This is a genomic window from Psychrobacter sp. Sarcosine-3u-12, assembly GCF_002836005.1.
GTDB lineage: Bacteria > Pseudomonadota > Gammaproteobacteria > Pseudomonadales > Moraxellaceae > Psychrobacter > Psychrobacter okhotskensis.
This window is the reverse complement of record NZ_PJBY01000069.1, coordinates 1-16,843: the sequence shown is the minus strand read 5'-3', so window position 1 is coordinate 16,843 and position 16,843 is coordinate 1. Positions and strand designations below refer to the sequence as shown.

At 38.9% G+C, this 16,843-nt stretch carries 14 protein-coding genes; all 14 read right to left on the bottom strand.

Going from position 1 to position 16,843, the window contains the following annotated elements:
- Window positions 1–45 precede the first annotated feature (45 nt).
- Entirely contained in the window at window positions 46–1,671 is a 1,626-nt protein-coding gene (locus CXF65_RS01710) for a long-chain-fatty-acid--CoA ligase (protein WP_101210815.1), read from the bottom strand.
- 548 nt (window positions 1,672–2,219) lie between these two features.
- Window positions 2,220–3,662, bottom strand: a complete 1,443-nt coding sequence (locus CXF65_RS01705) for a capsule assembly Wzi family protein (protein ID WP_101210814.1) — start codon at window positions 3,660–3,662, stop codon at window positions 2,220–2,222.
- Window positions 3,663–3,801: 139 nt separating this feature from the next.
- Complete coding sequence (locus CXF65_RS01700) at window positions 3,802–4,998, bottom strand: DegT/DnrJ/EryC1/StrS family aminotransferase (RefSeq protein ID WP_101210813.1); 1,197 nt, start codon at window positions 4,996–4,998, stop codon at window positions 3,802–3,804.
- Window positions 4,999–5,053: 55 nt separating this feature from the next.
- The gene (locus CXF65_RS01695) at window positions 5,054–5,713 is read right to left on the bottom strand and encodes a NeuD/PglB/VioB family sugar acetyltransferase (protein WP_101210812.1); all 660 of its coding nucleotides are present in this window, start codon (window positions 5,711–5,713) and stop codon (window positions 5,054–5,056) included.
- Window positions 5,710–6,327, bottom strand: a complete 618-nt coding sequence (locus tag CXF65_RS01690; RefSeq protein WP_101210811.1) for a sugar transferase — start codon at window positions 6,325–6,327, stop codon at window positions 5,710–5,712. Before CXF65_RS01690 ends, CXF65_RS01695 begins: the two co-directional genes overlap by 4 nt.
- 94 nt (window positions 6,328–6,421) lie before the next feature.
- A complete protein-coding gene (locus CXF65_RS01685) occupies window positions 6,422–7,543 on the bottom strand; it encodes a glycosyltransferase family 4 protein (protein WP_101210810.1) in 1,122 nt (373 codons plus the stop codon).
- Window positions 7,536–8,432 (bottom strand): glycosyltransferase family 2 protein, encoded by an 897-nt coding sequence (locus CXF65_RS01680; RefSeq protein WP_101210809.1) that lies wholly within the window; start codon window positions 8,430–8,432, stop codon window positions 7,536–7,538. Before CXF65_RS01680 ends, CXF65_RS01685 begins: the two co-directional genes overlap by 8 nt.
- Window positions 8,429–9,469, bottom strand: coding sequence for an EpsG family protein (locus tag CXF65_RS01675; protein ID WP_101210808.1), 1,041 nt, complete (start codon window positions 9,467–9,469; stop codon window positions 8,429–8,431). The genes CXF65_RS01680 and CXF65_RS01675 overlap by 4 nt, the downstream gene beginning before the upstream one ends.
- 29 nt (window positions 9,470–9,498) lie before the next feature.
- Window positions 9,499–10,602: a glycosyltransferase gene (locus tag CXF65_RS01670; RefSeq protein ID WP_227523178.1), complete on the bottom strand. Its 1,104-nt coding sequence runs from the start codon at window positions 10,600–10,602 to the stop codon at window positions 9,499–9,501.
- On the bottom strand, window positions 10,602–12,365 hold the full coding sequence (locus CXF65_RS01665; protein WP_101210807.1) for a hypothetical protein: 1,764 nt from the start codon (window positions 12,363–12,365) through the stop codon (window positions 10,602–10,604). The genes CXF65_RS01670 and CXF65_RS01665 overlap by 1 nt, the downstream gene beginning before the upstream one ends.
- Window positions 12,366–12,416: 51 nt before the next feature.
- A complete protein-coding gene (locus CXF65_RS01660; RefSeq protein WP_101210806.1) occupies window positions 12,417–13,418 on the bottom strand; it encodes a glycosyltransferase family 2 protein in 1,002 nt (333 codons plus the stop codon).
- Complete coding sequence (locus tag CXF65_RS01655; protein ID WP_101210805.1) at window positions 13,415–14,497, bottom strand: polysaccharide pyruvyl transferase family protein; 1,083 nt, start codon at window positions 14,495–14,497, stop codon at window positions 13,415–13,417. The genes CXF65_RS01660 and CXF65_RS01655 overlap by 4 nt, the downstream gene beginning before the upstream one ends.
- 16 nt (window positions 14,498–14,513) lie before the next feature.
- Window positions 14,514–15,701 (bottom strand): hypothetical protein, encoded by a 1,188-nt coding sequence (locus CXF65_RS01650; RefSeq protein WP_101210804.1) that lies wholly within the window; start codon window positions 15,699–15,701, stop codon window positions 14,514–14,516.
- A gap of 105 nt (window positions 15,702–15,806) precedes the next feature.
- The gene (locus CXF65_RS01645; RefSeq protein WP_101210803.1) at window positions 15,807–16,763 is read right to left on the bottom strand and encodes a glycosyltransferase family 2 protein; all 957 of its coding nucleotides are present in this window, start codon (window positions 16,761–16,763) and stop codon (window positions 15,807–15,809) included.
- Window positions 16,764–16,843 lie beyond the last annotated feature (80 nt).

Below are 16,843 nucleotides of genomic sequence, written 5' to 3'. Positions count from 1 at the left end.
TAAAAAAAGTCCGCTTATTTGCGGACTTTTTCATAAAAAATATGATTAAGCAAGCAAGACATCACCATGCTCATCACGTAAGTTATTTTTCATCATTTTCCCTGCGCCGTTGAGCACGATATTATCGACAAAGACGACTTTGTCAGGTATTTGCCAACTGGCCACTTTACCTTGGTAGAACTCAAGAATTTGCGCTTCATCGACTGCCGAACCCGCTTCTTTGACGACAATCAACACTGGACGCTCGCCCCATTGCTTATGGGTCGCTGCAATCGCTGCGGCCATCTTAACCTCTGGGTGCTCCACAGCGATGTTTTCTAGTTCCACAGAAGATATCCACTCGCCTCCTGATTTGATCAAATCTTTTGAGCGGTCACGGATATTCATATAACCATCGCCATCAATCGTAGCGATATCACCGGTATCAAACCAGCCATCGGCAGTAATGGCATCTTTATTTTCAGTGAAATAATCATCAATGACCCAATGCCCGCGAATCTGTAAGCGCCCTTGTGATTCGCCATCTTCAGCAACTGGCTGGTCTTTTTGTTCCGTATCCATCAGACGTATCTTGACACCATAAGGAGGGCGACCTTGCGATTTACGCAGCTCGTTAATCTCTTCTTTACTGAGCGATTTGTGCTTGGCTTTTATCTGATTCATCGTGCCAAGTGGACTGGTCTCGGTCATACCCCAACCATGTATCGCATCACAATTAAAGTCCTCTCTAAAGGTTTTGATGACTGATGGTGGACATGCTGCACCGCCGACGATCGTACGCGTCATACTGTCCAGCTTACTGCCTCTGTTTTTGGCAGCGGTTAGCAAACTTTGCCAAATAGTCGGCACGCCCAAAGCCACCGTCACTTTATAGTCGTCAATCACAGACACCAAGCTGTCACCATCAAGATTGGGGCCAGGCAGTATCAAAGAGCAGCCCGTCAGAGCAGCGGCATAAGGTGTGCCCCACGCGTTGACATGGAACATCGGCACGACTGGTAACAAGACATCTTGAGCTGATAGCGAGGACACATCTGGCATACACAAAGCCATGGCATGCAGAACTGATGAGCGATGAGAATACAAGATGCCTTTGGGATTGCCTGTCGTTCCTGAGGTATAACAGAGTGAGCTTGCCAGCTTTTCATCAAACTGCGGCCAGTCAAAATCAGGACTATTATCTGCCAGCAACTCATCAAAGAACAAGGCATTCGGCAATTTCTCCAAGACTTTTTCGTCCCTATCGCCCAAGTAAATAAAATGCTTAATGCCTTTGATATGCTCTTTAATGGCGCTAATCAGCGGCAAAAAAGTAATGTCGAAGAACAAAGCCTGATCATCCGCATCGTTAATGATATAGGCAAGCTGTTCGGGGAATAGACGGGGATTGATAGTATGGCAAATCATACCGCTACCCGATATTGCGTACCACGCTTCTAGGTGACGGCGATTGTTCCATGCCAAGGTTGCGATGCGCTCTGATAGCTTCAGCCCCAGTGCTTGTAGTGCATTTGCCAAGCGTTTTGAATTGTTGGAGACAGTCAGCCAATCACTCTTGGTCATCTCGCCGTTGACTTCTTTTGACAAGATAGCGGTATCACCATGATATTGGGCGGCGTGCTCAATGAGGCTGCTAATGAGCAGCGGCTGATACATCATTTTTCCTAGCATCTGAATATCCTTATATTGATTTTAGTGCTCATCCTTGGGCATATTTTATATATGGAGCATTTTCAGTATACGTGACTCTAGACGGTTAAGAAGATTTTAATTTTACTTAATAGCAATAATTAAATATTTGCTATTTTCTCACTAAAGTAGCCGTTGTAAACGTTCTTAATAAATCAGTTATCGACCTTCTTAATAGTGCTTACTAAGTGAGCACTGATCGAATACAAACACTTTTTATTTCCTTCTGCCTTATATAGCCAATAATAAATAAAATGGGTGTATGACATTATGATGCATGACTGATATCAATTTTTCTTACTTGCTGTGCCAGCGCAGACAGAGGCTACAAAAAATTGATATCAGCAATACCGTCGCGTTTTTAGGTTATTTTGACTATATCTATTATTGTAATAGCGCTGTATCTAAACCAAAAAATCGGTCTACTAGCAGACCGATTTTTTATTACTGAATCTTATTGTTTTTAATAATTAGGGTGTATTTTCAATCTGAACGAAAGCGGCAAAATAGGCTAAAAATGACGACGCAGCCTAATAGGTTGTCAGCTCTATACCCACGGCCATACCAATATCACTTGACTGGGTATCAGAATCTACTGCCCACAGTCTGCTGGTTATCAGCGCTTGCGGCTGTAGCTGATGCTCCCATGCCACATCAATCACCTTTAGCGTATCAGACGTTGGAAACGCCTGATTAATTGCTTCATCCGCTTGGTTTACCTTGGCATACTGTAGCTTTGTATTAACGAAATTGCGATTGTCCAGCCACAATCGACCCCCTATCGCTATGCTTTCTGCATCACCGCCCAAAGCATGCCCGAGCGGATAACCTTGCTGATAATAGCCGTCGGTATAGTTGACATGATCGTAAGATATGCCTCTTGATTCGCCACTTGTACGGGTATCGGCATACTCAGCATAGAGCTGATAAGGCTTGCCATACATATCAGCAGCGTAATCAGCACCAGCAAGATACATGTTCTTAGCTGGCAACCCTCCTGCTTCATCTTCACCAATATACTGTGCATAGACAGTGGCGGGTATGCCTATCAATGAAGACAGTTTTACTTGAGCATCAAAACCACCCAACTGATTGGCAGGATCTCCGCCGTCGTTCCCACCATTATCTTTGGTGCCTAATAGCGCATCAGTAAAGGAGCCAAAACTCTCTGGTCGGCCGTCTCCGCCCCACATAAAGGTTCGTGAAGCGCCCACTTCCAGCCACTGCCATGGGCTAGCAGTCAGACGCGCACCAAAAAGCTTGGCGTCTGGTACCGCGTCATAATCCTCTAGCTGACCTGCGAATAGCTGATACTGCCAAGGGCCTACCCAAGATAGATAGTCCGATGTAGGCGCTGTTTGCTGATCACGCTGCATGGTAATACCAGCGACGGGCAAACTGGCATCACCTCGGATCAGACTACCGTCTTGTCCAGGTCCCCACCATGTCGGTATCTTGCCCGCTATCAGCCACTGATTGGCGGCATTACCCGCCAGATAGGTTCCATCAAAGCTAACATCGGAGCTATCATCGATCAGCTCATCGTTCTTTAAATTGGCCTGTAGGTTAAACTCCCACTGCGCTTCGCTGAGCGATACGCCTACTGTCGCTTGTTGACCAGCAAGCTGATCGTCTGCAAACGTTTGCGGCAGCTGCTTACGATCTGTCTGTAGGTATAATCCACCAGAAGCTTTGACGAGCGAGTCGCGGTTTTGCTTAAGCCTATTTTGTATCGATAGCAGTACTTGCTGCTGCGCTACTGTCTGCGCATTGGCGGACGCTAACCCACGTTTAATCTCATTGGCAGTCAATGGCCAAGTACTGGTACTGATCTGGGTAACGCCTTGCGTATTTAGCCAATCAAGATCCGCTTTTAGTTTCAGATCATTGACATACAGATTCTGCGCTGATGCCAGCATTGATGCCGCTGATAACACCCCAAAAACCAGTAGAACGTTTAGCTTTTTATACATAATTAATCACTCTTGGATTATGGGGGTTAGATTATGGAGATTAGATTACCCATGCTATTTGACGATATTAGAAGATGTTTGGCAAAATTTAGTTATTTTTGGCCCATTTAGATACAAGCGCTTGGATCGAGGACACACCCTAAGCTATTGCGCCAAACACACTATCGATAGCCTGCACGGTTTTCTCTATCTCTGCTGTCGTCAATGTTGGATGAACCAAAAACATCAAGCTAGTCTCACCCAATTGCTTTGCGACTGGCAATCTAGACGCTGGGCGTAACCCTGTATGATCAAAGGCTTTTTCTAAATAGACCTCTGAGGCTGAGCCAGAGAAGCAAGGCACACCTTGATCATTGATCTCCTGAATAATACGGTCGCGTGACCAACCATCAGGTAGATTCTCTGGCCGTACATAGACGTAGAGTTTATAGTAGGCGTGTTTAGAACCTGAAAACTCAGGCGTCTCCTCTAACCTTGGTACCGACAGATAGCCTTTTGCTTCCCAACCAGCGCATGCATCTAATATCGCTTGGGCATTGGCAGTACGCTTGGCGGTCCAATCACCCATTCTGTCTAACTGAATACGCCCGATCACGCCTTGCATCTCGGTCATACGCCAGTTAGTACCGAAGCTCTCATGCAACCAACGATAGCCTGGTGGATGCTCTGTTTCATAGACAGCCGCATAGCTCTTGCCATGGTCTTTGTATGCCCACATCTTGCGCCATAGCTGCTCGTCATTGGTAGTGACCATGCCGCCCTCACCGCCCGTGGTCATGATCTTGTCTTGGCAAAAGCTCCATGCACCAATATGCCCGATACTGCCAACACTCCGACCTTTGTAGGTCGCGCCATGTGCCTGCGCGCAGTCCTCTATCACATATAGATTATGCTTATCTGCCAGCGCCATGATGCCATCCATATCACATGGCCAACCTGCCAGATGTACGCACACAATACCTTTGGTCTTGTCAGTCAATACCGCCGCGATCGACTCAGGTGTAATATTACCCGTTGCCTCATCGACATCAGCAAATACTGGCGTCGCTCCAGCATTAATGACCGATGAGATACTGGCAATAAAGGTACGCGGGGTGACGATGACTTCATCGCCTGCACCAATCTCTAGCGCTTGCAAGGCAACATCTAATGCTAAGGTACCATTACCCAGTGCTATCGCATACTCACTGTCTGACCAGTCCGCAAACTCTTGCTCAAACTGGCGGCACTCTTGCCCGGTCCAGTAGTTGACCTTGTTGGATAACAATACTTGACTAACGGCATCGGCCTCTTGTTGCGTAAAACTTGGCCAAGGTGAAAATGGGGTATTTAGCATATATTCCTCTATAACGCTTATGTCTTATAATTGATAAGTCGTTGCTACATTTTGATTACTTTTTATTTTTTAATGAGCGTGCAGGATTGCCGACTACGATATCACCGGCTGGCACATCTCTAGTAACCACAGCACCCATCCCAATGATTGCGCCCTCACCAATGATTAATGGTTTATCAGGTGTACCTTGTTTAAGAATTGCTCCTGCACCGATATAAGCATGGTCATGAATATGGACATTACCATTACAGCTAACCCTAGGCGCAAAGGTAACATAATCACCAATCACACAATCATGCTCTACATAGCTATATAAATTGGCGTGAAAACACTTACCAATAGTGACATTGGAGGCTATCGTAACGAATGGACTGATTGCTGCACCTACATCAATAACTACTTTTTCCATAATCAATGTGGTACAGCCATGAACTGACCATAGATGTATCCCATCAATTAATAATTTATCTGCAATTTTTTGACGGATGTCACTGTCTGCAATGGCAATTAACACATGTTTATTATCAAAAGCTAATTGTTTAAATTGCTTATAGTTCATTGCTTGGCGACTATTAATGAAACCTTCTTCATCCAATGAGTCATCAATAAAAATCGCTTCGCTACCGCTATTCAGTTGCTTTAGCTGTGTCGCAGCTACTGGCATTAGACTACGACCACAACCCGCTGCTCCGTAGACGGCAAAAACTTCACTCATAACTGCCCTTCTAATTTACTATCTTTAGAACCTGTAAATTTACTCATCGTCGCTTCACCATCGGCACTGATACCGTCTTTAATCAGCACTTTTTTGACTGTTTTAAACAATATCTTGATATCTAACCACAATGACTGGTTATCCACGTACCACGTATCGAGCTTAAATCTCTCGTCCCAACCAATAGCATTGCGCCCATTAACTTGCGCATAGCCTGTTACGCCTGGGCGTACATTATGACGTCGAGCCTGCTCGTCACTATATAGTGGCAAGTACTCCATTAATAACGGACGTGGTCCGACTAAGCTCATATCGCCTTTTACCACATTCCATAGCTCTGGCAGCTCATCGAGACTGCTATTACGGAGTGCTTTACCAAAATCGGTCAAGCGTTCACTATCTTCTAGTGGATTACCTTCGGTATCTACAGCATCTCTCATCGTGCGGAACTTAATCATCTCAAATGGTATGCCATTCAGTCCGGGACGCGTTTGACGAAATAGCACTGGCGAGCCTAAGTTCTTTTTGACTTTATAAGCTGTGAGCGCATATACGGGTGATAAGACTACTAAAGCGCTAGTCGCGGCGGTTATGTCGAAAAGGCGTTTTATCATAGATTTATTCCAATATTAGCGACAATTTCATCTTGTTTATAAGCTTTTTTTATTAGACGTTTGAATCAAATATAGTTTAAGTAGTATGTGTATACTATAAAAACTTATCATAAATCTTTGACATGGCTTCTAATGAATTCTTAATTTCGAATTTTTTTGCCTTTTCAATAGCTTCAATTGACATATTGAAACGAAGTTGATCATTTTGGTGTATTTCAAATACAGCATCAGCTAAAGAAGCTGGGTCATTCTGAGGGCATAAAATCCCATTAACATTGTGATCAATGACTGTACGATGGCCTCTGTCAATAGTGGCAATCACAGGTACTCCGCACATCATGGCCTCGACTAAATTGATTCCTAGGCCTTCTTGGCGACTCGACGATATGGCTACATCTGAGACTTGATAATGTTTTTCTATATCAGTCACAAAACCTAAGAAGCGTACTTGTTCACCAATACCATTATCTGCCACATACTGTTTGATCTCATCTAACAAAATACCTTTTCCAGCAAGTAATAAAATGAAGTTATCTATTTTTTCTGATAGCGACTTGATAGCATCAATTAGCAACCGATGGTTTTTTCTCTCAATAAATTCAGCCACATATATCATCACAAATGCATCTTCGCTTATCTCAAGACTGTTTTTTAATAACGATTTTTTCTCTCTTGATGGTGGTTCAAACCTACTAGGATCTACTCCAATACCTGGTATCAGATAATAGTCAGTAGAGGACGAACCATTTTTACTTATAATATCTAAGTCTTCTTGATTGATGCAAACAATCGCATCCGTGAGATACGACATCGTCACTTCAACAGGGTAATAGGTTAGCCATGACCACTTACTACCGCCCTTGAAAAAATGAAAACCATGAGCTGTGTATATTAATCGTGTTCCCTTCTTTCTTGCTTCAACCGAAGCTAATCTAGATAGCACACTAGCCATAGGCGTATGACAAGTAATCAAAGAATAGTTATTCTCGTTTATTATCTTACGAAGCTCAAATAGACTACTGAGATGAGTTAAAGATAATGGAGACCTTTCAAACTCTATATTCCATACCTTAAAAACGTTATGATCAGAGAAGGCTCCTCTACAAGCTACGTGGACTTCGTAACCTTGATCGTGAAACCATTTTAAATAGGGTCTATGAAAAGCATGAAGGTGAACAGCAACTGATGCTACAAAAAGAACTTTCTTACTAACCATTATCAACACCTGGAATTATCGTTGCACTGATTTTAGTCATCAACTTGTTAAACTGCGCTATGCTTTCAGAACTAACATCTTTTTTATTTCTTCGATGAAGTAGATAGTCGAGAGTACCTGTAAAATTCATAGCTTTAACCACACCAGACTTCACAAATGACTTAGTAACATATTTCAACTTATCACGTTTTTTATCAATCATACGAGCATGATTATTTCTCTCTAGCTTATAGGCTCGTAAAAGTTTTTGAGGAGTAACGTTACCCTCTTCTCTATACATATATAAAGGTTCTTTAATAGAAATAGCACGAAAGTCTCCTAATTTTGCAGCTCTTAACCATAGATCACTATCTTGCCCTAAAGGCAGTGATTCATTATAAGTGTTACGTTTGTACCAACTTTTACGAGCTATAAGACCTGCATGTAAAAATCCTTGAGATTTATCTAACAGCCCTTCAAAAGTGTAGTTTTTCTCATCAGCACCTCTATAACCATTAAAAGAGCCATCATTTTTTATTGAGTATGTACCGCATGAGGCAAGGTCATATTCTTTATTAGCATCTAAAATATCTAGTAGTTTCTCTATTCTATCAGGAGACATCATATCATCAGCATCCATACGTGCTATAAAATCATACTTTGCAAGACTCATTACTTGATTGAGACGCGCTGCTAACTTTCGATTCTCACCATCAGAATGGACAGTTACTCTAGGATCATCTATTAAACGTGCTAATGTTAATGATTTGTCAGTAGACCCATCATCAAGTAATATCAGCTCCCAGTTCTGATGAGTTTGTGCAAACACAGAACGCACTGCATCTAACAACGTAGATTCTGCATTATAAAAAGGGATACAGATAGTTACATATTCAGACTGATTCATCATAAAATCTCGAAAATTGGATTAAGCATGTAAGGAGTTAAGTTACTAAACCTTGTAGTTGTTAGAATAAAATAAATAACAAATAAAATTATAGCTGTACTTGTCACATAGAGGTTATTTATTCTTTTAAATATGAACGGCAATATTAAAACTAACGTCCATGTAAAATAGGTCAGTAAGCGCTGTGGACCTGATGGATTTGCACCTAGCATGGCTACAGGGATAAGAAAGACTATACCAGTAGCATAAAACGTAAATAGCTTTATCAAATAATCATCTCTAATCTTATAAAGACGAATAACGAAATAGATAAGAAATAACAGGACTGTATAAAAACCCAATGTTAAAAGGCCTCCGGCTTTCTCAGCTGCAGTTGCATATCCTTCATACCTTTCATTAGTATCTGCGAGGTAGGAAATTAAAAACTTACTAGTAAATAATGATCCAATAAACACCAATAAAATTTTATTTAATAGCTTAATCCTTAGATTTACAAGAAAATAAAAAGGAATCATAAATAGGGCTGTAATATGAAATAAGGAAGCTCCCAAACATATTAAAAAATATAGAAAAAACCTTCTTTCTAACAAATATGATAATGAAAAAGCAAATATCGCCATGGCTAGGCCTTGGCGCAATCCGTTAAAGAAAAAAGTATATACACCTAAAGTTATAAATAAAAAAACAGATAACGTATAATTTACACTATGCTTTTTTATAACACTAAGATAACAATAAACAACTATCGAGGATGTTATGAAAAAAAACCAAAAATAGTTGTGTGTAATATTTAATAAAGCGTATTCAAACAGTTGATAACCAAACTCAACAGTTTCGTTGAATTTAAAGTAATCTACATTTAGTTGATTCCTAAAATCTTGGGTATAATTTCCTGAGTCCGTTCCTACAAGATAGCTACGTATACCTGCAAATAAAGATAAAGCTACCCAAGGAATCCAAAAAGATTTACGGTTTAGCGCTTTTTGCTCTAACAGTATCCAAAATGTAACAAAGCTAAGAACCAATAAGTATGGAAGCATCTATACCTCTCTCTGATAGGCTCAGCACGTTAATCAAAATTGATATAAAGTTTTGTGAGTTTTTTTGCATTTTCAGATGCATCGAAGCCATCTAATATAAGGGATTCAATTTTTTCTTTATCAGAACAAACTGGTTTCTTATTTCTTATCAATGCATCTACCCATTTATTTGGATTATCAATAGGTAAGAACTTAACCAAACCCAAACCTAAATCCACCTCAGTTGATACTTGGTCTGAGACCAATGTAGCTAAACCAACAGTTTGACTCTCCACTAATACGACAGGGAAGCCTTCATGCAAGGACGGCATTATCATATAGTCTGCGCTAGCCATCAATTCTGTAATATCAGTACGTACACCTAAAAAATTCACTTGTCCAATCAACTCTTTCTGCTGAACTTGACTTTTAAGCTCATCCTCTAACTCACCTTGTCCAACGATATACAACGTGAAATCTACATTTCTCTTTTTTAATAGTTCAGCTATTTTAAGAGAGTATTTATGATTTTTGACATCGTTTAAGCGACCTACTTGAATGAGTTTTAAGCCCTTATCATTAAAATTTTGACTAATATAGTTTCGTGACTTATCAGCGACCTCTATCATTTTTCGTACATCAACAGCGTTTGGCAATAGCCATACATCTTTTTTGCTGCCGAACAAATATTCTGCCGCTAACCTACCGCATGCAATTTTTCGAGTAGCTAATTTTCTATTGGTTATCAAAGCCCATTTTTCATATATTTTTTTAATTAGTCTAGACTGACCATTACTGGTACTGTGAGAATGAGATATACGATGCTTGATGCCAGCACCCTTTGCAGCTAATAAATGAAAGGCGTTACTTAGCAGCATATGCGCATGAACAATTTTATACTCAGGATTTTTTTTTAGGAATTTTTGAAGCTTTAACATGCGCTCAATAGGGTTATTAGCTATAACGGTAATAATTCTACCGCCTAGCTCTATAATCTCGGTATCATAATCTCCAGCTTCATTAGTGAAGGTTATAAAGTCAAATTGGATTTTGTTATGATCTATATGCCGATACAGATTCATAATCATGGTCTCTGCTCCAGCACGATCCATCTTACTAACTATATGTAAAATACGCTTCGGAGCCATAGCCATTAATCGTTCACCTTAATAAATTCTGCGTCGTACTCATACATTGAAATAATTTTATCTATCAGAACAATACGATATGCAAGTGTTGTCACTGAGAGATTCTTGGGACGTTTAGATTTTAAATAAGCCTTTGGTAAAGCTGGCAAGTAGCTGGATAATAAATTTTTAGATTTTTCAATCACTGCGATTCGTTTTCTCATTAAGAATCGACTCTCTCGGGAATGCATTGATAATCTATTTAAGACTGAACTGGCTAAACTCGAATAGGATTTCTCACTTTTTTTAATATCGTACAAACTATCTAATAGATATTTTATCCCTTTATCACTCTCAAAGTACGAGTTTAAAGAAGCTAATGAGCTAGTAGCTTTCGTAGATATCTTGCTTTTATCATACTTTTTCCAAAGCCTATAAATATGATATTTATCCCCTTTACTTTTGTCGGGTAAACCAACATATAGCTTATATAAAGACCAATTAAACATAGGAGCTTGATTTTCTGTAAACGCGCTTATCTGGTTTGAGAAAGCCGATATCACCATGGGCACACGCCAATTGACATAAAGTCGATCTCGCCATCTTAGAAGCGACTCATCATCTAATCGACTAATCTCAAAATTTCTCTGCAAGCGTATAAATCTCTCTAAATCAAAATCTTTTATATTTATATAATCTTTAAATGAATTTAAACCTATGTGTGACCTAGCTTGATTTTCATCAAGATCTAAACCTTCCGTGTATGGAATATCACCTCTGATAATCATTCGATAGCCTTGCTGAAAAATACTATTCCACATCTTAAAACTATCAGTAAATGCATTGAAGTGATCTATACGTCCTTCGCTTAACGCTACAAAACTTCCAAGTATTTGATCATAATCATTGATTTCAGTAGGCAAAGAGATATCTAATAAGCTTTTATTATAAAACTCAGCCACACTGTGTGCAGCTTTTTTATCATCAAAAATATCTTTTGGTTTCAGCACACCCCAGTTTATAAGTTTTAAACTATCATCGATATTCGCTTCTTTGCTAAGGGCAAGCAATAGACGACTGTCTAATCCACCAGATATTGGCAGTAAAACTTGGCCTTCACGATAATCGTTAACTACTTGCTTAAGTGATTGAGTAACTTGTTTTTGATACAAGCTAAGGTAGTCGCTAAGTTTTGTGTTTCCTGACACTGGTAGCTGCATATTAGGCTTCTCTATTAACTCCAAGCCCCACTTAGCATTTAGCCTATACTCTAATTTAGGTAGTACTTGCTTGATTTCTTGATCCCAAGATATAAATGGTCCTTGACAGCCTGAAGATAGATACCATGAAACTGCTTCTTCATTCAATATAAAAGATCCCTTTAATGCCACGATGGCACGTTGTGATGTAGAAACTATCAGGCTATTTTCGTCATGGTAGTACCATAACGTTCGGGAACCAAACTGGTCTGAAAAAAAAGAAACATCGTTTCCCGACTTATTTATTACAGCATATGAGCCATCAGCTTTAATACTAATCGATTCTGAAATACTGTCTTTTTGATCTTTTATCCAACCTATGACTAATGCCTCGTTCGTAGGTTCAGATATACCATCACTATTTTGAATAGCGTAATATGAATTAAACTCTTTAGACCATTCTTTAACATTGTTTCGACTATTATTTTTGATAGATTCCGGCGTTAGTAAGGATACTACACTATTAAGCTTCGTAAGCATCCGCTGGGCATTAGCCTTATGGCGAGTCTTAACAAAGATATATTGGGCCATATTGTATCCTAGAGATCTTTAGATTAATTGTCAGAAAATATGCTTGGAAAATCATTTATGCCTACGGGCTGAAGATAATTTATTGAGTGCTAAACGCAGACTTCGTATAGAAATCAGTGCAGAACTAGTAGGCAGCTTGAGAGCTAAAATTAGAACACGTATCTTTAATGCAGGAGAGCTATAAACTCTATGCTTACTCATTTTCTTGAGATGTTGCTTTGCTTTGACTACAGCTTCTTTAAGATATCTATCATCAATTGTAGTTAGTACAAACCAAGTGCCTCGACATATCTTATTTGCTAATACAGCTCTTATATGTTCTGAAGCATCGTACTTATCAATAATATTGGCAACTAAGCGATGAGATGAGAATATATGTAATAGCTTTTGATCACCAGACCCTGTAATTGAGTCTCTACGTTGCCGATAGTAGTAGTAACCGTCGCTAATCTCAATTATCTTTGATGCTATAAAACCTACTTCCCAATGGAATGGCCAGTCTTCATAGTATTGTCCAATATGAAACTGTAAGTTTTTATCACGAACCAAATCAGTACGCATAAATTTCAACCAAGCAAAATGCGGGTATTTAAAGTAATCTAATTGTTTGATTATTTTAGATACCCTAGCTTCAGATGCTGGTTTTGGCAAAGACTCTATTAACTCACCATCTTGAAATGGCTTTACCTGATACAAGACAACATCTGCACCCAGCTCCATAGCACTACTTATACATGTCTGAACTAAGTTCTCACTTACTATATCATCAGAATCAACGAACATCATATATTCACCTGTCGCAGATTCAATACCCGTATTGCGAGCAGCAGAAAGTCCGCCATTTTCGCTATGCTGAATGAGCTTTATACGCTCATCTATCAAATGAGAATCAAGTACTTGTCTAGAATTATCAGTGGAGCAGTCTTCAACTATGATAATTTCAAGATTTTTATAAGTCTGCTGCTTAATGGAATTAAGGCAATCGTTAATATAGGTTTCTACGTTATATACTGGTACGATGATGCTCACTAACGGTTGTTTTATAGTAGTCATATATGAGTTAGCACTTTTTTCAGATCATTGTAAGCGTTTATGTCGACGGGTGATTCATTTAAAGCACCTTGAGGCACTGATAGCAGCTTATTAATAGACTCATCAATACTATCAATTTGATCTAGCTCTAAAAAAATAAGCCTTGGATGATTATGCAACCAATCCAAATGAGTTTGCCTTATCTTATGATTGGAGTTCGGCAGTACCAAACATGGTGTGCCTGAGAGTAAGCATAAGATCATGCCGTGAAGTCGGTCAGTAACTACGAGCTTCGCTGCACGAAACTGACTAAGTTTATCAGCCAGTAATTTTGCACAGTACTTTTCATCTAGTTGCGAGCCACCAGCATGAGTATCCGTTTTCTCAATTTTGTAGCCTGTATCATTTAAAGCTTTATCCACGATAGTATATTGTGCAGACGACAGCGCAACTTCCTTATCATCTCGTAAGCATCGTAAAATACCTAAAGGCTCTGAACAATCTCTCGTTTTAAGCGATTCTGCTGTAGCACTCATTACAATATCTGGCACTAAACCAATATTGACGTTGTTGTATCGTTTAAAAAGCTCAACTAGCTTTTTCTCTGTAATCGACTCTCTTGCAAAAACATGTATATCTGGGTGCTTGGCATAATTTTTCACAATAGCTTTTAAAGCACGTTTAGACTTAGCAGAATCATCCCAATCAAGCGTCTGTGGAAAGCAGACAATACGATTGGAAGGAAAAGATTTGATGACTAGCTGCCGTAGTTCTTCGATATCGGGATAAGTACCACCCATGTTACCACCACCAATGATAGTGACGATATCGCCAGCTTTTATTTGCTTCTTAATTGAGCTAAGTACTAACCGTGTCTGGCTTATAGGTATACTAATCACTTCATAGTCAGTCAATAGATCCTCCAGATACAACTTCTGGGCAGCAGAAATACCAATATCGCCAATGTTCCCATAGTCTGCTGCTAAGAAAACCAGACAGCGCTTACAACTTGGTAATGTCAAATTTTTTGCACTGATATAGGCAGACACTGATTGTTTTATCTTTAGGGGAGTCAGCCTTTTTATAGTGGCAATATTCATTTATGATCTTCCTTAGCTATTTCTTCGCTAATATTTTTTTAACTAGCTCACGACGTTTAGAGCTCGGAGGTAATAGTCTTCCAAACCTAGGAGATGATTTGCGTTTGAGCACTTGATCTACCTGAGGCAACCATTCAAGCCCCCGCCCCGTTTCTATCATTTCACTACGAATTAGTTTCCACTCGCTACGAGCAGCCTCGCTGCGCAATACCACAGAGTCAAAGATTGATGGCTTTAAAGAGGAAGTGAAACAGGCTGGGTCAGTCACACCTGAAAGTAGAAAGTTCAAACGCGTTCTAACGCATTTCTCGCAATAGCCACAATTGCGTTCATGGTTGCCACCCGCCCAACAAACACGTAAATTCTTTATCCCTAATGGCCATTCTGAAATGGCTTTAATTTTTTCTGATCGATTAAAACCAGCACCATCATGTATAACTTTAAAAGTGCTAGAACTTAATAATGGATCAGTTATTGGGTGTGAGCCCCAAGGCGTAACTAATTCATCATACGACTCGCCACTACCTAGTAAACCAACACCTACATATTTATTAAAACCACATAAAGTAGAAGCTAATGCTGTACCACAGTAGAGTTCCCAATTCACATTCCAAACTTCTCGAATATTCGTTTTAACTGTAAATAAAGTCAAGTCGATACTTTCAAGTACTTCGGCAGCCATTTTAGCCGCTCCTAAAAACCCTTGTGTATCAGCTAAAGGTATATCGAAACCATGGACAAACACTCCTGCTCTGATATCTTGAGTAGAATATCCAGCGATGCCTTTGGCATGGCGATAAGCAGTAAACTGAGCATCAGCACCTCCAGAAAATGCTGCAATTGTACCTTCTGCGCGCGTTTCATTTTCTCGGACACTGTCAACTTTAATATCCACTAAAAAAAACTCTTCTGGTAGCCATTTGTGCCAGACATATTGCAACTCTGTCAGATTAGCTAATAACTCCTGAGATACGCTACCATGTACGATAATGTCAGCTTTCATCTGCATTGCTGGCAGCAATGTGGCCAATAAGTATGAGTCACAATCGCTATCTGCTGGCATTGGTAATTCGTTTGGATATAAAAACCATAGTTTTTTATTAGTATTTTTTCTACTATTCATAACTTCTTTAATTATGCAAGAACGACGTTGTCCAACTACATTAGTCTCTAATGCTAGAGGTAATAATTCAATTATGCGCATTTTTTTACCTTTTTTCGACCATATTAAATGATGATGGATTAACTTCATCGTATACCAATTATATTAGAATTACATAGTCATCGTACGAACAGCTTGCTCTAGAAGTTATATATTTTTTAAATAATGTACAAATTTAAGCAGACGAACTATTATACTAATATCTAAACTCCCTATCTTTGTAAACCAAGTATTTAAAATATCATTATTTTCTTTATAGAAAATCCTATAATATTCTTGCAACTCAACTTTATGATCTTCAAAACTATCAAAATTCAAAGCCAGTACAAAGAAACTTTTTGAGAGGTTATTAATTTCATCCTGATATTCTAAAACTAGATCTCTTTGACGAACATATTTTGACAGCTCAGTTACAAAAAAAAGATTATCTCTAAGTACCTTCATACTTATGGCTTTTCTACTTATCGAGTCCGAGCTTAAGTAGATATTATATAAAGCTTTATTTAAAGTAGTTATTCTTTTTGCATGGCAGTACAAACTATACATAAATAATCCATCTTCATTGTGTTCCAAATTTTCATTGAAAAAAACTTGATGACTATCAATAACATCTTTTCGTATAAAGTTTACACATGCAGATAAAGGTTGCAAATGCGTACCATTTAGAAAACACCTTAGATTAGAATACTCTTTATAAACAGTTAACTCTCTCACACCTAGCAAACCACTAGAATCATATTCTCGACATCCAAAATAAACAATATCAGATTTACTGGACTCAGCAGTATTGACTAAAATTTCAATAGCATCTAAATCTAAAAAATCATCACTATCTAAAAAGCATATCCATTTACCTCTTGCTCTTTCAATACCCAAGTTTCTAGTTACACTAACACCTTTATTACCTTGTCTAATAAAAATAAATCTTTTATCTCGCTTAGCATATCTAGAACAAATAATAGCAGAATCATCAGTACTTCCATCATCAATTAGAACTACTTCAATATTATCATAAGTTTGATTAATAATAGAATCTAGGCATTTTTCTAAATAATTCTGCTTATTATAAACTGGAACAATAATACTAACCATAATATTAACCATTACTCTATTTCCTAAATTCTAACTTTGTGTATTAATTAAATTTATTTAATACAACCCAGTTAACTATATATCCATACCAA